Consider the following 21166-nt stretch of genomic DNA (forward strand, 5'->3'; position numbering starts at 1 on the left):
ATGGGGATTTCTTGTTTAAATGTTGTTCGCGTGAGGGATTGCAGCGGCATCCCACGCTTTTTGGCGTGGATACAGCAAAAAGCCCGACCCTTGGGGGCACGCCAAAATCTATTTTAAATGATAGAACCGGTTAGCTAAATACTGGATAATCAAGTAAAGAACTCCTGCCATAACAGCTACAGACATTACGAAACTCACTAAATTGACAATTATGTTAGGTATAAATTTCAATTTTGGATGAATATAATAGGGAGGCTCACGATGTAGTTTATCGTGTACTTTATTTTTAACTATTTTAATTTTCTCTTTAATGACCGGACTATTTGTTAGTTATAAAAAAAAGCCTAATTCAAAACTGAAATTTTTTTCAATTCTAAATTAGGCAATTAATTTAATATAAAGATCTTAAGATTAGAAAAATATAAAGAAAGCGAGGCGATCGTTACTCGATATCCTTAATATATTCATCATATTCGGCATAAAACAACTCCAACGCACTCATCATTTCAAAGAAAAAAGCGAAAATTTCGTCCCAATATTTTCTGTTGCTAACACTCACGTTTAACTTTTCTACCCAAACCCTGCTTATTATTTTTCCATTTTCCAATACATGGTTCCTCTCAAAAACCAAATCCGGAATAAATTCTTCCTCGAGAATGTTCTTCAAAGATGTTAATTTTTCAAAATATTGAAGACGCTTTATCTCGTTACGGTGCTCGATGTCTAACAAAACTTGGGCTTTTGTATTTTCTACATAAAACTTAAATGAAAAATCTTTTATTTTAGTATCATATAAAAGCCATTTTCGGGGATACTTTTCAGCGAACGCGACCCAGAATTCTCTTTTTAAACGTTGGTTTTCTTCTCTACTGTACATTTTTTATCGGGAATATTTTAGTAAATGACTTTTTTAAATTTGCAAATCACCGTTTTCTGAGCTATATTTATAGTTATTTTAGATTGTAAAAATACGCTTTGATTATGGATTTTGCCGATTTTTTAAAATATGTACCAAAAATAGAGAAAGAAAAGCTTCTCGCCGCGGATGCTCACATGAAAATGGCACCCCTGGAACGGGTTTCTTCTTTGTCAGAGGAACACTATTATGATAAAAATCCACGAAAAGCAGCGGTAATGATGCTTTTTTACCCCAAAAACAAACAAACGCACCTCGTTTTAATTGTCCGAAATACCTATCCAGGTATTCATTCCTCTCAAATTGCATTTCCAGGCGGAAAAGTTGAATTGGAAGATGCCTCATTAGCCCATACCGCTTTACGCGAAACCCATGAGGAAATAGGGGTGCATCCTGAAAAGATAACAGTCATTAAAGCTTTCAGTGAAATTTATATTCCGCCAAGTAATTTTCTTGTGGCCCCCTTCCTTGGAATTTCCCACTCGGAATTAACCTTTACCGAACAGGAAGATGAAGTGGCAGGTATTATTGAGCTGCCCATTTTTGAGTTTATGAACGAAGACAATATTGTAATGAAACGTATGAATACTTCATATGCCGATGATATTGAAGTTCCAGCTTTCAAAATCAAGGAACATTATGTCTGGGGAGCTACTGCCATGATGATGAGTGAATTAAAAGAAGTCCTCAAAAGAGTCTTTTAACTTACGGGTTTTCGTAAATTTGCCGCTTACTTTTTTAATATAAACGTCTTATGGGTTTATTCAAAAGAAATCCTTTTGGTCACATCCTTTTTCTAAAAAAATGGCTTATCCGGTTTTTCGGAATTGCCACACATCGTCGATACCGGGGATTTAACGAATTACACATTGAGGGTTCTGAAATTATAAAATCGCTGCCGGATCGAAATGTACTTTTTATAGCCAATCATCAGACTTATTTTGCTGATGTAGTCGCTATGTTTCATGTTTTTAACGCAAGTCTGAAAGGTCGCGAAGATAATATTAAGAACGTACTTTATCTGTGGAATCCGAAACTGAACATTTATTATGTTGCTGCTAAGGAAACGATGCAGGCGGGCTTACTGCCTCGAATCCTTTCGTATGCAGGTGCTATTACAGTCGAAAGAACTTGGCGAGCCAAAGGCAAAGATGTGACCGAAAAAAGGGAAGTAAACCCTAACGATACCGAAAATATTAAAGTGGCCTTAGCCGATGGCTGGGTTATCACTTTTCCGCAGGGAACCACCAAGTCTTTTAAACCGGTGCGGAAAGGAACGGCCCACATCATAAAGGAACACCGACCGATTGTTGTACCAATTGTCATCGATGGGTTCCGTCGTGCATTTGATAAAAAGGGATTCCGAATGAAGAAGAAAGGCATTCTTCAGTCTTTTATCATTAAAGAACCATTGAAAATTGATTACGACAATGATACCATCGAGCAGATTGTTGAAAAAGTGGAATATGCCATTGAGCAACACCCATCTTTTCTAAAAGTAATTCGGACGGAAGAGATCGAAACCCAAAAGGACCTGAACCGATTACGCCAATGGAAGCCTAATCATTAGCCTATAAATCTATTTTCTCCAACTCGTGGTGATTCTTGTGTAATTTCTTTAACAGGATACCATAAACAATTCGGTAAAACACCCAAAAGGCCAATGACCACAGCGTAAATTTTACTAACAACGTCGTGATGTGCTCCATCCGTACGCTCTCTTTGCTGTATTTCATTATAATGATACCGCTGATTACATAACTAGTAAAAAGCATGATGTAATTGTACCAGATATAATAGCGAACCGTTTTTCGGGTCTTCAGAATATTTTCCATCAATTGATGAATCGTATCGGTGGTCGAAATGGTTTTGTGGTTTTTATAAAACAGATAGATAAACACAATCAGCACAGCATAATTAAATACGTTAATCCAGAACATCAACTCTTCCACGCCGTATTTGCGCAATTGAATATGGTATTTGGCGTCATTCTGATACACATAAATGACGGTCCAAAACACAAATTCAATGATGCTAATAATAAAAAGCCACTTCACAATGGAAGATGATTTTTGATGCAACATCTTATAAATATCCGATTCTGTTACCTGTTCAAATGAATTGGCATTCTTTTTCCAGTCTTTCTTCAATAAATCCAGCTCTTTCATAATCTCTAGGGATTTAATATTTTTCTTAATTTTCCTTTAATCCGGTTCATTTTCACTCTCGCATTCACCTCACTTATACCCAAAGTCTCCGAAATCTCCGCATAATCCTTATCTTCCAGATACATGAAAATCAATGCCTTTTCAATGTCATTGAGTTGGTAAACCGCCTGATACATCAGTTTCAGCTGTTCTTCCTCCTCAAAATTGTATTCGTCCTGACTGATAAAGAATTGTTGCTTTTTATAATCCACTGTCGCAACCGATCGGGTATTTTTCCGGTACAGCGTAATGGCCGTATTCAGTGCCACACGGTATGCCCAAGTCGAAAATTTAGAATCGCCCCGAAACTTTGGAAACGCTTTCCAAAGCTGAATCGTAATTTCCTGAAACAAATCCTTATGCGCATCCTCGCCAGAAGTATACAGCCGACAAATCTTGTGGATGATATTCTGGTTTTCCCGCAGCTGCTGCACAAACGATTGCTCTAAATCTCCGCTCATATGATAGTAGTGTGGCTAATGCTTAATTTGTTACAAAATAGGGTTTTTATTTTTTGGAGCAGCAACTTTCGGTTTTTTAATTACTACTGGTCCTGCTGTCCGTTATATCCGCGAAAAACAAGCGCGGGATGCCACTTCCATCAGGGCTAACGAGGAAATATTGTGCCTGTTTTCAAATGTTCTGAATTTCGAAAAAACATAAAAAAATACTTTGTCCAGCACCTTTTGTTGGATTACCTTTACAAAAGTATATGTAGTCTAATTTCAAATAAACCAATTCATGAGAAAAATTATTTTTACAGTTTCTATACTATTATTCACCGTTCTGAATTTTGCACAGACCATTGAGGGTAACTGGAACGGAATGCTGGAAGTTCAGGGAACCCAATTAAAATTGGTATTTCACGTAGCCAATAAAGATGGTAAGCTCGTTTCTACCATGGACAGTCCGGATCAAAAGGCTTTTGGAATTCCGGTTGCTACTACCACATTCGAATCCAATACCATCAACTTCGAGCTGCCAAATGCAAAAATAACCTATAAAGGAATGCCTAACGCTGACTTTTCTGCAATTGAGGGTACCTTTCGCCAAGGAGCTATGGAACTTCCATTAAAATTAACCAAAAAACCAATCGAAAAAGCGCCGCTAAACCGACCGCAAACGCCAAAAGAACCTTTTTCATACCAACAGGAAGAAGTGTTTTTTGAAAATAAAATAGATAAGATTACGCTGGCTGGTACCTTAACGTATCCTAAAACAAAAGGGAAATTTCCCGTGGTCATTTTAATCACAGGCTCGGGAGCACAAGACCGAAATGAGGAACTTTTCGAGCACAAACCTTTCGCCGTAATTGCAGACGACCTGACTAAGAAAGGAATCGCGGTATTGCGTTTCGATGATCGTGGAATTGGTAAATCAACGGGTTCTTTCGGTAACAGTACCACACAGGATTTTGCAAATGATGTTCTGGCTGCAGTTGACTTCCTGAAAACGAAGTCCAATATCAATCCCAAAAAAATTGGACTGATCGGTCACAGTGAGGGCGGAATGATTGCTCCGATTGTTGCGGCGAACTCCAAAGATATCAGCTTCATTGTTTTAATGGCCGGACCCGGCACCCCAATCGATGAATTAATGGTGGAACAAAATACACGAATGGCCCAATTATCTGGCATGAGTGACGAACAGATTAAAGTGAGCAGCGAAAAGAATAAATCCATCTATGCAATAATAAAGAACAGTACCCCTGAAAATCTGGAAAAAGAATTGACGGCGTATTTAAAAATGACAATGTCCAATTTATCCGATGAAGCAGTGAAAAATCAGGTCCAAATGATGTCCGGCAAATGGTTCCAATATTTCATTAAATACAATCCTGCTGAAAATCTATCCAAAGTAAAATGCCCGGTTCTGGCCATTAATGGTTCATTGGACTTTCAGGTGCCTTCAGCCGCCAATCTGAAAGCAATCGAAACTGCCCTGCTGAAAGGAAAGAACAAAAAATTTAAAACGGTGGAATTACAAGGCCTAAATCATCTGTTTCAGGAAGCGGGCACTGGTGCATTCGAAGAATATTCCAAAATTGAGCAAACCATTTCACCAAAAGCCCTGGACGTAATGTCCAACTGGATTTTACAGCAAACCAAATAATTCAGATCAGGAACCAAATTACAACCCGGCTGTATGTCGGGTTTTATTTTTTAGAAGATGGCTGTAAGGGAATTCTTTTGTATTTTTATAACGACAAATAGAAGTAGCACCATATGAATATTCCTAAAACGGATTTACCCAGAATAGTAATTATCGGAGGAGGCTTTGCAGGTCTTGCGCTGGCAAAAAAACTGAAAAATAAAAAAGCACAGGTAGTCCTTATCGATAAACACAATTACCATACTTTTCAGCCTTTGCTGTATCAGGTTGCTACCGGCGGACTCGAAGCCGGCTCTATTGCGTATCCCATTCGTAAAGTAATACAGAGGTTCAATAATTTTTATTTCCGCCTGGGTCGTGTTACTGATATTGATACTAAAAACAATAAAATCCTCGCTGATATTGGAGAATTGACATATGATTATTTAGTTATAGCCACTGGTTCCAAAACAAATTATTTCGGAAATAAGGAAATCGAACGCAACAGCATGTCGATGAAAACCATTCCGCAATCGCTAAATATTCGAAGTCTGGTGCTCGAAAATTTCGAGCAGGCCTTATTGACCAATGACGACACTGAACGCCGCAGTTTGACAAATTTTTGTCTGGTAGGTGGCGGACCAACAGGTGTTGAATTGGCAGGAGCTCTGGCCGAAATGAAAAATGCCATTCTGCAGAAAGATTATCCCGATCTCGATATCAAAAAAATGGAAATCAACCTGATCCAAAGTGGAGACCGGATTCTTAACACGATGAGCGAAAAATCATCTGCGGAAGCGGAAGAATTTCTGATAAAATTAGGTGTGAAGGTCAATAAGAATGTTCGGGTTACCGGTTATGACGGTAAAATTATTACCACCAATACCGATTTATTATTCGATACTGCCACCGTAATCTGGACAGCCGGAGTTCATGGTGCGGTAGTTTCTGGTTTGGATGGCAATTCGGTGGTAGAAAAAACGGAACGGATCAAGGTCAATCAATACAATCAGGTGCAAGGTTTTGAGAACATTTTTGCGGTAGGCGATGTCGCTTGTATGATTGAGGAAAACAATCCAGTGGGGCATCCTATGATGGCGCAACCCGCCTTGCAACAGGGGAGGTTATTGGGTGAAAATATCATTAAAAAAATGAACAAGCAGGAAATGGAACCATTTGTTTATAATGATAAAGGCTCTATGGCAACCATCGGCAGAAACAAAGCGGTTGTCGACTTGCCAAAGTTTCACTTCAGTGGTGTTTTTGCATGGTTTGTATGGATGTTTGTCCATCTCTTTTCATTGATTGGCTTTAAGAATAAAGCAGTGGTTTTCTTGAATTGGGTCTATAACTACATCCGTTTCGACCGCGAAGGACGCTTGATTATCCGGCCCTTTAAAAAGAAAAGTTTCACTACGTTTACGAATGATGAGATTTAGTTTTGAGGGGAATAAGGTTTTTTTTTCGTAACTTTATGATTATTAATAAATTAGAAGCTAAGCATATATTTCGTTTAAACTACCCAAATTTCATAGAACGAATTTAAATAGACCCAAAACAATTTTTTTGAAAGTGAATGGGATGCCGAAAACTATATAGAGTAGGTAAATTTAAATTAAACAAAATGAAAAAATCAATTATGATGATGCTATCAGTACTTGCGTTTACAGTATTTATGAACGTACAGACAGTAAATGCACAAGACAAAAAAGAAGAATGGCCAGGAGTTACTAAAAAAGTTCTGACCGATAACGACAAAGTGAATGTAGCTGAAGTGACTTTTGCTCCGGGAGCTGTTGCTGACTGGCATTCACATCCACAGTATTCCGTTTATGCAGTAACCAACTTAAAAATGAAAACAGAAATAAAAGGGAAAGATGACGTTACTATTGAACTAAAAGCTGGTCAGGTGGGTTGGTCAGATGCTGTAACTCACAAAACAACTAATGTTGGCACAAAACCTTTTACCGTCATCGTAACAGAAATTAAGCAGTAAAATTGAAAGTGTATTCTCGAAATTAAACTCCTGAAATTTATTGTTTTAGGAGTTTTTATTTGATGTATTTACTTTCTCAGGTTACACTTCCTTGTTCTTATAATAATTTACCATCAGGTTTACGAATTTACTGTAACTTTCCAATCCGTCTTTTTGTTGATTGAATTTTAGGAAATTATCATAAAATATTTTAAAGCCCGTTTCAATGAAGGTTTCATATTGGTCCCAAAAGTCTTCACTTTCTTTATAGTTGGCAAGGATTCCCGGATGAATAGTTTTTAGCAACTGCTTTAACACTTTCTCGTCACGTATTTTCCAATTCCGTAGACAATAGCGAAGGGCAATGCTGTAACCCGAATATTGGAAGTAAACGTTTTCATTCTTTATGGAAGCTAAAAAACCAATAAAATTTGCCTCACTTTCAGAAGCATAACCCAATTGATGTGCCATTTCGTGACAGCTGGTCATTGGGAAATTATACATCGGACCCATATCGTTAACCTGGGCTTCATTTGTAAACGGATTTAAATATCCGCTAAATCCCATGTAGGTCAAAGGCAAACTGATCAGTGATTTTTTAATGCTGGGTTTTTCGTATTTTAAAAAAGGATATTCACGGGAAAGCGATTGATATCCATTCAGGTTCATTGCAAAAACCTGTTCTTGGGTATAAGGGAAAATAATTTTAAAACGATCATTTTTTTCAATCTGATTATGAATGGCATTGGTCTTTTCAATCAGTTTTTTGGTAAAAACCAGCAAATCCGCATCGCTGTAATCCTTTTGTATTTCCATTTTCTCGAACAAACGGACGCGGTGGTAATTCATCGCCCACAAAATATTAAACAAAAAATAAAATACGGAGAGACAACTTAAGATTCGCAAAGCATTCAATTTCCATTCCGATTTCCATGATTTTCGCTTCTGCCATAACCATTTTAAAATGAAAAAAATCACAATAAAATAAATGCAGTCACCAACAGAGAACGGAATGGGACCCAACGCTATTCTCGAAAAGCGGGAAATTCCAACATAAAGACCATTGCTATAAAATCCCTCCACAAATTCAGGAAAAAAGGAAAATATCTTTACCAATACAATTTGAATTAATAGTAAAAGGGGAAGAATGAATTTTCTTTTCATTTTGTAGTTTAAAATAGTAAAGAAACAAATTTAAAGCATTTATTTTTCATAAAAATGTACCTTTGTTGAAACATAACAAAAAAACATGAGCCAGGAAATAAGAAACCTTGAACCAAAACAGCTTTGGAACAAATTTGCCGATTTAAATGCCGTGCCGCGTCCTTCTAAAAAGGAAGACCGTGTGATTGAATTCATGAAAAACTTCGGTACCAGTTTAGGATTGGAAACTTTTGAAGATGATATCCGAAATGTGATCATCCGTAAACCGGCCACTTCGGGAATGGAAAATCGCAAAGCGCTGGTTTTGCAGGGGCATTTGGATATGGTCCACCAAAAGAACGCCGATACTGTTTTTGATTTTGACAAACAAGGAATCGATATGTATGTGGATGGTGACTGGGTTCGTGCCAAAGGAACTACGCTTGGAGCCGATAATGGTTTGGGAGTTGCCGCTATTATGGCAATTCTAGAGAGCAAAGATATACCGCACCCAGCTTTGGAAGCTTTATTTACAATTGATGAAGAAACTGGGATGACTGGCGCTTTGAATTTAAAAGGCGGCATTCTGAAAGGAGACATCCTTTTAAATATGGATACGGAAGAAGACGATGAAATTGATATCGGTTGTGCAGGAGGAATTGATGTGACTGCAACCAGAAGTTATAATGAGGAAGAAGTTCCCGAAGGTTCCGTGGGACACACGATTACTGTAAAAGGTTTAAATGGCGGCCATTCCGGTATGGATATTCACAAAGGTTTGGGAAATGCCAATAAAATCATGAACCGATTGTTGTTTGACGGATTTGAAAATTTCGGTCTGCAAGTTGCTGAAATCAATGGTGGAAGCTTGCGCAACGCTATTCCAAGAGAAAGTGTCGCAACAGTTATCATTGCTGAAATGTTCGATGAAGCCTATATTTTTGATATGCAGGAAATCATCAATGATATCAAAATCGAATACAAAACCACGGAACCGAATCTTAGCATTGAAATAGTGAAATGCGATTTGCCTAAAAAAGTGATGGATCTGGGTGTTCAGGAAGGTATCATCAGATCGTTGTATACAGCACATAATGGGGTTTACCGCATGAGTGCCGATATGGAGGATCTAGTGGAGACTTCAAATAATGTCGCTCGTGTTGTTATTAAGGACGGCGAAATCTCTATCGGATGTCTGACACGTTCTTCTGTAGAAACATCAAAAATGGACTTGGCCAATGCCTTGCGTTCGGCTTTCGAATTATGTGGCTGCGAAGTAACTCTTAGCGGTTCTTATCCGGGATGGACTCCAAATGTTAAATCGGAAATTTTAGATGTGCTGGTTTCTATTTATGAACAACAAAATGGAGATAAACCAAAAGTTGTGGCTTGTCACGCCGGATTGGAATGTGGAATCTTAGGAACCAATTATCCGGACATGGATATGATTTCTTTTGGCCCGACTATTCATGGCGCGCACTCTCCGGATGAAAGAGCAAGTGTTTCCTCTTCTCAAAAATTCTGGAAATTTGTATTGGAGATTTTAAAAAATATTCCGGTAAAGAAGTAAAAATTTATAATTTAGGATAAAAAAACCTCGTTTAGTAATCAACGAGGTTTTTTTCTGAAATCACATTAGATTAAAACTATTTATGGGTTTCGATAAACGCTTTTATTTCTTTAAATCGTTTACTGTACGGAAAAAGATATTGCGTAATCATGGGGATGTGTTTTTTTTCTAAAATTATGGGTTTAACATTAGGCTGGAAAGATTTTAATTGACCTAAAAACCTGGTGTTGGACACTTTTATGGATTCATAAGTTTTACTTCCCATATAGATCATTAAGGGAGGCGTGTCATTATCTATAAAATAAATAGGTGAGGCGTCTTTCCAATTTTCCGGATTTGCTGTCCATGTGGTCAGATAATCATTTTTTTCCGATGGAGGATTTTCTTCCAGATAATGATTCATATCTAAACCTGCAGCATCATTAAAGATAATTCCTTTTATAATGCTTTTGTCTTGAATATATTTCGGATTCGTTGCCACTAGGGCGACCAAATGACCACCAGCAGAATGACCAGTCAGAAAAATAGATTTTGGATCGCCCTTGTATTCAGAAATGTTAGATTTGGTCCATTCTACCGCTGTCGCTACTTCTTTGGCCATATCATCATAATTGGCTTTTGGACTCAAAGTATAATCAACGATAACGGTTGTAACTCCTTTTTTTGCAAAATTTCTTCCAAAAAACCAATACGTTTTTTTATTTCCGGAATTCCAATTGCCACCATGGACGAAAATTAAAACAGGATTATTCACTAATTTGGAATTTCTCGGAGTATAAATGTTTAAAGTGGGCTGCTGTTTTCCGGTAGTTTTAGACGCTACGTACGGTATATTTTCATATTTTTTCACGGCACAGCCAGGGAATAAAAAACAAAAACAGAAAACGGATATAGCCAGAAAGATTCTCATAGTGGAGATGAATTAGTTTGTGTTTTAGATATACGCAAAAAAACGCATTTGAGATGAATTCAAATGCGTTTTTTGGATTTTATTTTGACCTCTGAAAATATAATAAAAATAATTTTATTTTATTTTGGGCGCGTTAATCAGGTACTGATAAATTAACTTTTTATCAGCATCCGTGATTTTTGCCCGTGCTTGCATTTCATTCAAATTGTCCATCCAGACTTTGTTGTCAAACTTATTCGGCAAATACAATTGATGACAACTGGCACAATTGTTCACATAAGCTTGTCTTCCTTGCTTTAATTCAACTATAGAAGTAGTATCTGTACTTTCCACAGGAATGTAAAGTTGCGTTGAGCAAGAAAAAAGGACAAAAAAGTAACAATAATGAATGATTTTTTTCATTTTTTATTTTTATGCAAAAGTATTAAAAAGAATATGAAAAGATTAGACGGGCATCCATTTTGGTAAACTCATCGACATTTAAGCCAGATTTTCCATCAGGATTGTTTAAACCGGCAACTTGAGGAGAAACAGATACGTTAATCCAGAATTTGTCCATATTGTAAGCAACGGTAGGTCCTGCAAATAAAGCAGAATGTGTAAATTGATCTTCTTTTATGTACACGTTTCTGTTTATGATTTCGGCACCAAGATTCCAATTCTTATTGATGTTGTATGAAAAACCATAATTCACATCATATTTTAATTCTGTTCCGGTAGCCACTTTTCCGTCCTTAACGGTAGTTTCCCATTCTGGCTCAAAAGTAAAGTTCATCGCATGCATGGTACGACCAATTTTTTTGTCTAGTATAGCTTTCAATTCTATTTCCAATTCGTCTGTAGCAACAGTAAATTCAGCATATCCGGCAAATCCAATTTTGTTCGCTACAGCGTCAGAAAATTTATATTTCCATTCATTTGAAAATGAGATTTCAGTGGCATCCATTACAATTTCTCCTGTTACATCGTCAAAAAAAGCTTTTTGTTTTGAGTTTAAATAAAAGGCTACTTGTAAATTTTTTCCTAAACCTACTTCATATTCGACTCTGTTTTTGATTTGTCTGTAATAATCTTGTTTTCCTTCGTAAACGGTAGTCCAAACTTCCAATTCTTTTTGTCCTTTATTCAAAACGGCACTTTGGTATGTGTAATTGAAAATTCTGTCCTGAGCCATCATACTCATTGCGCTTAGAAGTAAAAAACTTGCTATTAAAAAACTTTTTTTCATGGTATTAAAATTTAATTTGGGTTTAATATATTTATAATTATTATTGAATTATTTTTTTTAAGGCCTATGATAACCGTCGGTCAATGTTTTCAGAAAAGCAACTAAATTTTGTTCTTCCTCTTCACTCATATTTAGGTTACCCAATTCATCTGTATTCACATTTTGACTTACTTCAGCAGGAGCAAATTCGCCTGTATTCAAATCTCTTCGGTTATAAAAACGTACGACTTGTTGCAGTGTTAAGAGCGAACCATTATGAAAATAAGGAGCAGAAACGGCGATGTTTCGTAAGGTTGGAACTTTAAACTTTCCATTGTGGACATTTTGAGACACAACTGCACCAATACCCATATCGATAAAATTAGTTCCAGCCGGATTTACGGTTAGAGATTGCGAATAAAATGGATTGTTCATATTTTTTGGCGCACCAATATTGTCGTAAGTAAAATCGGTAAACAATACTTTCTTTTGAATCGGATCAGGTTCCGTAACATGGCATTGTGCACATTTTGCCTTCCCTTCAAATAAAACCAAGCCTTTCTTTTCTTCCAAAGTCAATGTAGCTCTTCCCTTCAAGTAATAGTCGTATTTTGAGGTAAACGAATTGACTTCGTTTGATGTTTCAAATTTTACTAACGCATCGGCAACGAATCCCATGAGTTCAGTATCGGAATCAGATTCGCCATATAGATTTAAAAGTTTAGTATAATAGGGAGCTTGTTTTATTTTTACGATTACCTCGTGTATGGAAGCGTTATTCATTTCCAATGGATTCAACATTGGGTGAACGGCCTGATCCTTCAAATCTGGCGAACGACCGTCGAGAAATAATCCGCCCACAAAAGTTTCGTCTTCTGTATTGTAATATCTATTTGGAGCAAATACATTATAGGAAAGACTCGGGGAATTCCTATTGCCAAAAATATTTGCAATGGCTCCTTGTGACACCGATCTGTGTAATGGGTCGCTAAATCCATTTTCGGGTGCGTGACAAGAAGCACAAGCCTGACCAATTGGATCTGAGAGAGTAGTGTCAAAAAAGATTTCTTTGCCTAAAGTGGCTTTGTCATCTGAAATGGGGTTATATTCGGTTTCATCTGAACAACTCGTGAAAGATAATCCAGAAAGCGTGAGAATAAAAAGATATTTTCTTTTCATTTATTTGGAATAATTAAAAATAACGATGCAAAAATATGAAAGTATTTTAATCCCACAAGGCTTATTTAGACTAAATACTAATAATCGTTCGGCATATTTTTTTAAGTGTATGGAATTCTTGAAATTACAAATAAAAAAAGCGCATCCACTAAAAAAGAGATGCGCTTTCATGCAAAGTAAATATATTTTTAACCCAATAAGAATAAAACCAATAAAGGGAAAACCAATCCGGCAATGGCCAGTTTCCAGCCTCTTCGCTTGAAGGTGAATTTGCCTGCAGGAATCATAATGGCTCCGGTAATCGCGATGGTAATTAATGATATTCCAAAAATATCGGAATAATAAATCCACCAGTTAGACTCATTTTTATGCAATTTCATGGCTTGGCTGATAAAAGGCGTTTTCATGAAAGAGACCACTTCACCTTTTCCGGTTTCCATATCGATTTCAACATCGTGTTTTTCATATGAAATTTTAAAAGTTCCTTTTCTTACATTGTGACGGCGAAATTTATCATCAATCCCCAATTGCTTCCCTAAATCTTCAGCGTATTTTTCGTTGATTTCACTCTCAGCAGGAATTTTTACTTCGATGGCTTTGGTTTCATAAGTATATTTTTCAGGGTGCCAATGTTCTCTGTGGTTCATAAGAATTCCCGAGAACGCAAACGAGATGATTAATCCGATATAAAAATAACCTAAGTCACGGTGAAGATTTCTTGCTTTGATGAGTTTCATTTTTTTTTATAGTTTATATTTAACAGATGCCATAACCTGGCACGGAGCAATTGAATTAACAAGTAGTAACCGGTGGCGTTGCGGTAATTTTAAATACAATCATTCCAGCAACAAATCGGTCACCTATATAATTGGGTCGAGCGGAAACTTTACATTGATATATTGTTTAGTTAAATAAAAATAACGATGCTAAAATAAAAAACAATTTTACAATCACAACGCTTATTTAGACTAAATATTAATAATAATTCAAAATAATTTCTAATCTATTGGTAATTAATATTTTACGAAAGACTTGATTCTATTGGCTTTTCTGGTGCTTTTTAACGGACGCATTAAGTTCAGTAAGCACCTTCACATCATTTTAATAAAATAAATAAAGTATTTTTTCGTAATTTTGCACTCCAAATAAAGGATTAAAGAATATGTTAGATAAACTTCAATATGTAAAACAGCGTTTTGATGAAATTTCGGATTTGATTATTCAGCCCGATGTTATCATGGATCAAAAGCGTTATGTGTTACTGAATCAGGAATATAAAAGCATTAAAGCTCTGGTTGAAAAACGCGATGAGTATATGGTTTTGTTGGCAAATATTGATGAAGCCAACGAGATATTAGCTGATGGAAGTGATGCAGATATGGTCGAAATGGCCAAAATGCAACTGGATGAAGCCAAACAAAGATTACCGGAATTAGAAGATGAGATCAAATTCATGCTGATTCCGAAAGACGCTGAAGATGCTAAGAACGTAATGGTCGAAATCCGTGCCGGTACCGGTGGGGACGAAGCCAGTATTTTTGCCGGGGATCTATTCCGTATGTATACCAAATATTGCGAAAACCGAGGTTGGAGAACTTCAGTTGTCGATGTAAGTGAGGGAACATCAGGTGGTTTCAAAGAGGTTATTTTTGAAGTCACCGGAGAAGATGTTTACGGAACATTAAAATTCGAAGCTGGGGTTCACCGTGTACAACGTGTCCCGCAGACCGAAACCCAAGGCCGTGTGCATACTTCTGCAGCTACCGTTATGGTGCTTCCGGAAGCCGAAGAATTCGATGTTCAGATTGATATGAATGATGTTCGTGTGGATTTCTTCTGTTCATCAGGTCCTGGTGGACAATCGGTAAATACAACCAAATCAGCCGTGCGTTTAACGCACATTCCTACGGGATTGGTAGCGCAATGTCAGGATCAGAAATCGCAGCATAAAAATAAGGACAAAGCATTTGGAGTTTTGCGTTCCCGTTTATACGAACAGGAATTGGCCAAAAAACAAGCGGAAGATGCTACAAAACGTACTTCTCAGGTAAGTTCGGGAGACCGTTCTGCAAAAATCAGAACCTACAATTATGCCCAGGGTCGTGTAACCGACCATAGAATTGGTATGGATATTTTTGATATGGACGGAGTTATGAATGGTAAAATTCAAAAACTGGTTGATGAACTTCAATTGGTTAACAATATGGAAAAATTGAAAGAAGCCAGCGAAACTTTCTAAAATACAAGCCTCATTTATTGAGGCTTTTTTTTGGAGCTATTTAGCTTCGCTGAATCTTCGATGTCCCGCTGTCATCCCAAATGAAATTCACTGAACTCTTATGAAAATTAAAGTATAGTGAAGTAATCTTTTCTTCTTTTAAAGAAAAAAAGAAAAGGATTTTCCGTTCCATCCGGGCTAAAGAATGAAGATTTGCGCATTTTTATTTAAGTTTGAAAAACAAAAGATCAACACAACTTTAAGTTCAAAGTTAAGTAACCTTAAACTTTAAACTTTAAACTTTTTAAAACAATGACAACACAACAACTACAACAGCAAATCCAGCAAAAAAAATCATTTCTCTGCATCGGTCTCGATGTCGATTTAAATAAAATACCCAAACATCTTTTGGAATTGGAAGATCCTATCTTCGCATTCAATAAAGCCATTATTGATGCCACACACGATTTGACTGTTTCATACAAACCCAATACGGCTTTTTACGAAGCGCATGGCATGAAAGGCTGGTCGGCTTTGCAAAAAACCATCAATTACATCAACGAAAAACATCCCGAAATTTTTACTATTGCCGATGCCAAGCGCGGTGATATCGGTAACACTTCCTCGATGTATGCCAAAGCTTTTTTTGAAGATTTAAATTTCGACAGCGTGACCGTGGCTCCGTATATGGGAAAAGACAGTATAGAACCGTTTCTTGCTTTCGAAAACAAACACACGATTATGTTGGCCTTAACTTCCAATGAAGGCGCATTCGATTTCCAGACGCTGAATGTCGATGGAAAAGAATTATACAAACAGCTTTTGGAAACTTCCAAAACATGGAAAAATAGTCACAACCTGATGTATGTTGTTGGAGCGACCAAAGCGGAACATTTCACCGATATCCGTAAGATTGTTCCGCACAGTTTTCTGTTGGTTCCCGGAGTAGGAGCGCAGGGCGGTAGTCTTTCAGAAGTTTGTAAATACGGAATGAGTGCGAATGTTGGTTTGTTAATTAATTCTTCACGCGGCATTATTTATGCTAGCAACGGAATTGATTTTGCTGAAAAAGCAAGAGAAGAAGCCCTGAAAATGCAACAGGAAATGCAAGCGATATTAAATAACAGAGCCTAGTTTTCATATGAAAACCCTAATCGATCAACTTGGGACTTCACATTCATTTGCATCCGCTCCAAAACGGATTGTTTCATTGGTGCCTTCCCAAACCGAATTGCTGTATGATTTAGGTCAGGAAGTTAAAATTGTTGGGCTAACCAAATTCTGTGTCCATCCGGTTCATCTTAAATCCATCAAAAAAATAATCGGAGGTACAAAAAAAGTGCATATCGATAGAATAAGGGAATTAAACCCTGACCTGATAATTGCCAATAAAGAGGAAAACACGCTCGACATGGTAATGGAATTACGCCAGATTTGTCCGGTTTGGGTAACCAACATCCTTACTTATGAAGATAACCTACAAATGATTTCCGACTTTGGACAACTTTTGAATTGCGAAACAGAAGCGCAAATTTGGATTGACAAGATTGATTTTGCGTATCGTAATTTCCAAAATTTCATCCAAGAAATACCCGTTAAAAAAGCAGCTTATTTTATTTGGGCTAACCCCTATATGGTTGCCGGTTCGGATAATTTTATCAATGAAATGCTGCAACTGAATCATTTTCAGAATATTTATGAAAGCAAATCACGCTACCCGGAAATCGAATTGGAAAAAATTGGTCTCGAGGGAAATTCCGATTTGATTTTGCTGTCTTCCGAGCCTTTCCCTTTTAAAGAAGAGCACGCTCTTGAAATCGGGCGATATACACATGCAAAAACCGTTTTCGTTGATGGCGAAATGTTTTCATGGTATGGAAGTAGGATTTTAAAGGCTTTCGAGTATTTTAAATTGCTTCATTAAAACAATAGTTTTTTATTCAAAAATTCAGAAGAATTAAGTGTCAGATTAAAAAATGAATTCTAAAGTGGTATAAAATGTTCTGGGATCAGATGGGATAATTCCTGGTCCGGGATATCCTGTTGCTCTCCTAGTAAAATAACTATTGTTTGTGAAATTTGTAATTCCAGCTTCGAGTTTAAATTTTCTCCATTTATAAGAGGTCGAAAAATCAGCTACATAATAAGCCGGGATTTGACCAAAAACCCCATAGGTATTGTCATTGTTGTCAGTGATACTATTGTTGGCATCTGTAAATTGAGAAGATAAATAAGTAAACTGTACACTAGAAATGAAGTTTTTATACCCAATGCCTGTCCCTGTTTTTATGTTGTAAAACGGAACAAACTCCACTTTATTACCTTCAATATTTGGTGCGTCCGATTTTAAATATTCCGAATCAGTTATAGCGATATTGGAAAATACATTCCACACAAAGTTGTCGTTTTGTTTGAAAAATGTTTTATTCAAACTCCAGTCGAACATCGTTTCAAAACCGTACGTCACTGCTGTTCCAATATTCCCTCGGAATCTTACAGGTGCTGCTGAACCGTTAGGGTTTTGAGTTTCATATTCCCCAATTTTATCATCGTAATACAATCCATAAACGCTTGCATCAAAAGTTACTTTGTTGCCTATTTGCCCGCGAATTCCAATATCTGAAGTGTATCCTGTTTCATCGGTAATATCGGCATCAATCACCTGACTTGGACTTGCGGTCCGGATATCATTAAAAGTTACTGAGCGATAATTTTGAGAAACATTTCCGTAAAACTCTATTCGATTCAATGGTTTGTAGCTTAGTCCAATGCCTAATAAAATAAAGTTTCTGTCTTTTATATTGTTCTCAAACTTGGTTTCATCTAAATACAAAATATCAGCGTGTCGAATTATTCGTCGATAGAAACCAGTAGCTTGGGTTTTTATTTTTTCAAATCTAAAGCCTGGAGTAACCGAAAAATTAGAGGTTATCTTGAAAATGTTTTCCCCAAAAACAGATACATTCAGGTTCGGATACCTGTAATTAGATTGATTGCCATAGAAAGGGAATTCTGTACCCGCAACATTAAAATTGGCATCGCTACCCGAGCTACCCGGACCTTGAACTCCTGTGTTTTTTGATTGATAATATTTGGCGCCTATTAAAAAAGCACTGCCGTTGTTTTTTATTTTGTAGCGTTTTAAGAACCGTGCTTCTGCACCCCAATTGACAAAATCGCCAATAATCAAATCTCTTTCCGTTCCAGGAGTATCTGTGTTAGAAACCCGATTGGAACGATAGCCTACTGCTTTTCGGCTGGCATCTAACCCAAATAACTGAAGGGACAAATCGGAATCAGTATTGAATTTATGTTTTAATCGCAGGGCAAATAAATTCCAGTTTACCGCAAACCAGTTACGGGTTCTGTTACTCTGGGTAGGATCTTCATTGAACATAGCATCCGTTAATCCGCCAGCTTGATGGGCTAGATAATCAAAGTGAGTATAATCAAAATGCAAGGAAGTTTTATCAGTAAATTGATAATTTAGGTTTCCAAAATAATTTTTACTTTCAAATTCAGAATTGGGTCTGAAACCATTTCCTTGTTTGTAATTATAAAAGGTGTAATAACTGAATTTATCATTTGTTCCGCTTAATGAAGTAAAGTTAGTATACAACCCATAAGAACCTAAAGTGGTCCTGGTTAAAAACTCTATTGGTTTTTTGACAGGAGTTTTTAATTTAAAATTGATCAAACCGCCAAATTGAGTTCCATATTGCAGGGAAGCGGCACCACGAACTACTTGAATTTCTTCTAAGGCTTCGGTCGGTGTTGCATAATAACTCTCGGGATAACCCAAAACATCGGCACTGATATCATAACCGTTTTGTCGGGTATTAAAATTAGATGTTCTGTTGGGATCCAGTCCACGTCCACCAATGCTTAATTGTAAGCCGCCATCGGAACTCTCGTTGATTGTAAGTCCCACGACTTGTGCAAATATCTGACGTGCGTTATTGGTTGCCTTGTTTGCCGTTAATTTGTTTAATGAAATTACTTCGGTTTTCTTTCCGGCATAAATGGCCGTTTCATCAATGTCTTTTAATTTAGTGAGCGCAAATATTTTATCGTTTTGTTTATTGATAACTACTTCGGAAAGGTTTGTGACTTTATCTAAAATAATAACAATATTTTCATCAGATGTTGATATTGTTTTTTCTAAAACAGCATAGCTTTCTTTGTAAAAAACGAGTTCATAATTGCCCGGTTTTTCTAATTTAATTAAGAATTCTCCTTTAGAGTTAGAAAGATATTTAGCCCCGGAAGTTTTATCATAAACATCTACTAAAGCTAATTTTTTGCCATCTTCCGATATAATAATTCCCGAAATTTTATGTTGGGAGAAACTATTTAATGTAAACAATAAAAGTAGAATGCAACTAAAATCCTTTAATTTCATCGTTAAAAGGTAATATCCAAGTTTTGTGATTGAAAGTTTCATTTTCTTTGGCTAGATTTATTTTTGGGTCAATATATAGTTTGCTTAATCTTCCGTTAAGAGCAACATAGCTTTGCACTCTAACTTCTGGATCATGGATGCCTTGTTTTTGGTAATAATCGTGTAAAAAATGGGCGTACTCTAAAATAAAATCGGGTTGGAAGGACATCTGCTTTTCCTGAAAGGCGGTCAAAAAAAGGCTGTTGTCTACCATTGTATTTTCCTTAGTTTCTGAGTCGGTAACAATAAATTGGGTGTAACCGGCTTTTTCCATAAGCATCACGCGCCACGAAAACCGAAATCCTTCTTCTGTCCAAAATAATTCGCCAGGATACAATAAATAGCGAAAAGGAAGCAGTAATTGCAAAGCTATAAAACAGGTTAAAAAAGCAATTGTAGTTTTATAAATCCAATTGAAATTCTGAATTTTTTCTTTTCCGTTGTCAAAAACAGCTATACTGAAATTGAATAATTTTAAAACAATTTGCAAACACTTTTTATGAAATTCCGCATCAAAGAAGAGTAATGAGCTTACGATCATTATATACGGAAAAACACCAATGGGGAAAAGAATTTTAGTTAGAAGGTGGAATACTACAACTAAAACAAAAGCGAATAACCGGGTTCTTTTATAAAGTAATAAAAAAGGGATACTTAAATCGTATATCATTCCGGTCCAGCAAAAAGCGTAATGCACCCAATTCTCGTTCAATAGAGAACCAATTATTGGTAAATTAGAGTTGTTGGGTAACCAGATTTTGAGTGGCATAGCTTCAAAAAGCCAGTCGGAATTGAGCTTTGCCAAACCTGCATAAAAATAGACAACACCTAACAACAATTTTAAAATATCGATAGACCAACTCGGGATTTTCTGAAAGGCCTTTTTTGGATTTCTATAAGCATCAATAGAAAAATAGGCGTTTGCCGGTAAAAAAATCATTATAAAACTCACCACCGTAATAAAATAATAATGGTTCAGGTAAGTGGTTTTATCCATAAATTCAATATAGGTAAAACTCAAGAAGAAGGTAATAATCGACAACTTGTATTTGTATCCAATGGCGACAAATAAAGATGCCAACCCTGAAATAAAAAACATCAAATAAGTATAATTCCCAAGTGGTTTTACCCATTCAAAGCCATAATATGTAAAATGGAAGGGTGGTTGTATATAAAATTTTTCAATCCAACCATAACTTACAAATCGTATTAGACTTAAGACCATCATAAAGCCAAACGCTAGCCTAAAAAAAGCTAGCGTTGAGGCCTCTGAATATTTATTTAGATATTTTTTTATATTAAAACCCAT

The 21166-nt window shown here is 36.5% G+C and carries 20 protein-coding genes; 9 read left to right on the plus strand and 11 right to left on the minus strand.

Going from position 1 to position 21166, the window contains the following annotated elements; all coding sequences use genetic code 11:
- Window positions 1–442: 442 nt before the first annotated feature.
- A complete protein-coding gene (locus FNW07_RS08575) occupies window positions 443–877 on the minus strand; it encodes a DUF4268 domain-containing protein (protein ID WP_126742821.1) in 435 nt (144 codons plus the stop codon).
- 104 nt (window positions 878–981) lie between these two features.
- On the opposite strand from FNW07_RS08575, the gene FNW07_RS08580 reads away from it, so the two are divergent.
- Together FNW07_RS08580 and FNW07_RS08585 are read left to right on the plus strand one after the other, a co-directional pair.
- Complete coding sequence (locus FNW07_RS08580) at window positions 982–1620, plus strand: CoA pyrophosphatase (RefSeq protein WP_126742820.1); 639 nt, start codon at window positions 982–984, stop codon at window positions 1618–1620.
- Window positions 1621–1670: 50 nt separating this feature from the next.
- Window positions 1671–2486: a 1-acyl-sn-glycerol-3-phosphate acyltransferase gene (locus FNW07_RS08585; RefSeq protein ID WP_126742819.1), complete on the plus strand. Its 816-nt coding sequence runs from the start codon at window positions 1671–1673 to the stop codon at window positions 2484–2486.
- A 1-nt stretch (window position 2487) separates the two neighbouring features.
- On the opposite strand, the gene FNW07_RS08590 is transcribed toward FNW07_RS08585, so the two are convergent.
- Both FNW07_RS08590 and FNW07_RS08595 read right to left on the minus strand, forming a co-directional pair.
- Window positions 2488–3084 (minus strand): hypothetical protein, encoded by a 597-nt coding sequence (locus tag FNW07_RS08590; RefSeq protein WP_126742818.1) that lies wholly within the window; start codon window positions 3082–3084, stop codon window positions 2488–2490.
- 5 nt (window positions 3085–3089) lie between these two features.
- Window positions 3090–3584 (minus strand): RNA polymerase sigma factor, encoded by a 495-nt coding sequence (locus FNW07_RS08595; protein ID WP_126742817.1) that lies wholly within the window; start codon window positions 3582–3584, stop codon window positions 3090–3092.
- A 280-nt stretch (window positions 3585–3864) separates the two neighbouring features.
- Between FNW07_RS08595 and FNW07_RS08600 the strand changes: the two genes are divergently transcribed.
- The 3 genes from FNW07_RS08600 to FNW07_RS08610 all read left to right on the plus strand — a co-directional run bounded on the left by FNW07_RS08600 (window position 3865) and on the right by FNW07_RS08610 (window position 7210).
- Window positions 3865–5235 carry a S9 family peptidase gene (locus FNW07_RS08600; protein WP_126742816.1) on the plus strand — a complete coding sequence of 457 codons (1371 nt, stop codon included), beginning with the start codon at window positions 3865–3867 and terminating at the stop codon, window positions 5233–5235.
- 113 nt (window positions 5236–5348) lie between these two features.
- A complete protein-coding gene (locus FNW07_RS08605; protein WP_126742815.1) occupies window positions 5349–6653 on the plus strand; it encodes an NAD(P)/FAD-dependent oxidoreductase in 1305 nt (434 codons plus the stop codon).
- Window positions 6654–6853: 200 nt separating this feature from the next.
- Window positions 6854–7210, plus strand: a complete 357-nt coding sequence (locus FNW07_RS08610; protein ID WP_126742814.1) for a cupin domain-containing protein — start codon at window positions 6854–6856, stop codon at window positions 7208–7210.
- 81 nt (window positions 7211–7291) lie between these two features.
- Here the strand turns inward: FNW07_RS08610 and FNW07_RS08615 are convergent, their stop codons facing one another.
- Window positions 7292–8353 carry a DUF3810 domain-containing protein gene (locus tag FNW07_RS08615; protein WP_126742813.1) on the minus strand — a complete coding sequence of 354 codons (1062 nt, stop codon included), beginning with the start codon at window positions 8351–8353 and terminating at the stop codon, window positions 7292–7294.
- Between the two features lie 85 nt (window positions 8354–8438).
- Between FNW07_RS08615 and FNW07_RS08620 the strand changes: the two genes are divergently transcribed.
- Window positions 8439–9902, plus strand: coding sequence for an aminoacyl-histidine dipeptidase (locus FNW07_RS08620; protein ID WP_126742812.1), 1464 nt, complete (start codon window positions 8439–8441; stop codon window positions 9900–9902).
- A gap of 76 nt (window positions 9903–9978) precedes the next feature.
- On the opposite strand, the gene FNW07_RS08625 is transcribed toward FNW07_RS08620, so the two are convergent.
- From FNW07_RS08625 to FNW07_RS08645, 5 genes are all read right to left on the minus strand, one after another.
- The gene (locus tag FNW07_RS08625) at window positions 9979–10812 is read right to left on the minus strand and encodes an alpha/beta hydrolase (protein WP_126742811.1); all 834 of its coding nucleotides are present in this window, start codon (window positions 10810–10812) and stop codon (window positions 9979–9981) included.
- A gap of 114 nt (window positions 10813–10926) precedes the next feature.
- Entirely contained in the window at window positions 10927–11214 is a 288-nt protein-coding gene (locus FNW07_RS08630) for a cytochrome c (RefSeq protein WP_126742810.1), read from the minus strand.
- 22 nt (window positions 11215–11236) lie between these two features.
- Entirely contained in the window at window positions 11237–12040 is an 804-nt protein-coding gene (locus FNW07_RS08635) for a hypothetical protein (protein WP_126742809.1), read from the minus strand.
- A gap of 57 nt (window positions 12041–12097) precedes the next feature.
- Window positions 12098–13198: a cytochrome-c peroxidase gene (locus FNW07_RS08640; protein ID WP_126742808.1), complete on the minus strand. Its 1101-nt coding sequence runs from the start codon at window positions 13196–13198 to the stop codon at window positions 12098–12100.
- 188 nt (window positions 13199–13386) lie between these two features.
- Window positions 13387–13935 (minus strand): PepSY-associated TM helix domain-containing protein, encoded by a 549-nt coding sequence (locus FNW07_RS08645; RefSeq protein WP_126742807.1) that lies wholly within the window; start codon window positions 13933–13935, stop codon window positions 13387–13389.
- Window positions 13936–14360: 425 nt separating this feature from the next.
- Here FNW07_RS08645 and prfA point away from each other — a divergent pair, with 425 nt between their 5' ends.
- From prfA to FNW07_RS08660, 3 genes are all read left to right on the plus strand, one after another.
- Entirely contained in the window at window positions 14361–15437 is a 1077-nt protein-coding gene (prfA, locus tag FNW07_RS08650) for a peptide chain release factor 1 (RefSeq protein ID WP_126742806.1), read from the plus strand.
- A gap of 291 nt (window positions 15438–15728) precedes the next feature.
- Window positions 15729–16550: an orotidine-5'-phosphate decarboxylase gene (gene pyrF / locus FNW07_RS08655; RefSeq protein ID WP_126742805.1), complete on the plus strand. Its 822-nt coding sequence runs from the start codon at window positions 15729–15731 to the stop codon at window positions 16548–16550.
- A 7-nt stretch (window positions 16551–16557) separates the two neighbouring features.
- Window positions 16558–17340 carry an ABC transporter substrate-binding protein gene (locus FNW07_RS08660; RefSeq protein ID WP_126742804.1) on the plus strand — a complete coding sequence of 261 codons (783 nt, stop codon included), beginning with the start codon at window positions 16558–16560 and terminating at the stop codon, window positions 17338–17340.
- Window positions 17341–17385: 45 nt separating this feature from the next.
- On the opposite strand, the gene FNW07_RS08665 is transcribed toward FNW07_RS08660, so the two are convergent.
- Together FNW07_RS08665 and FNW07_RS08670 are read right to left on the minus strand one after the other, a co-directional pair.
- A complete protein-coding gene (locus FNW07_RS08665) occupies window positions 17386–19818 on the minus strand; it encodes a TonB-dependent receptor domain-containing protein (protein ID WP_126742833.1) in 2433 nt (810 codons plus the stop codon).
- A complete protein-coding gene (locus tag FNW07_RS08670; protein ID WP_126742803.1) occupies window positions 19799–21166 on the minus strand; it encodes an HTTM domain-containing protein in 1368 nt (455 codons plus the stop codon). Before FNW07_RS08670 ends, FNW07_RS08665 begins: the two co-directional genes overlap by 20 nt.

The sequence above is a fragment of the Flavobacterium sp. GT3R68 genome, assembly GCF_007109225.1.
Taxonomy (GTDB): domain Bacteria; phylum Bacteroidota; class Bacteroidia; order Flavobacteriales; family Flavobacteriaceae; genus Flavobacterium.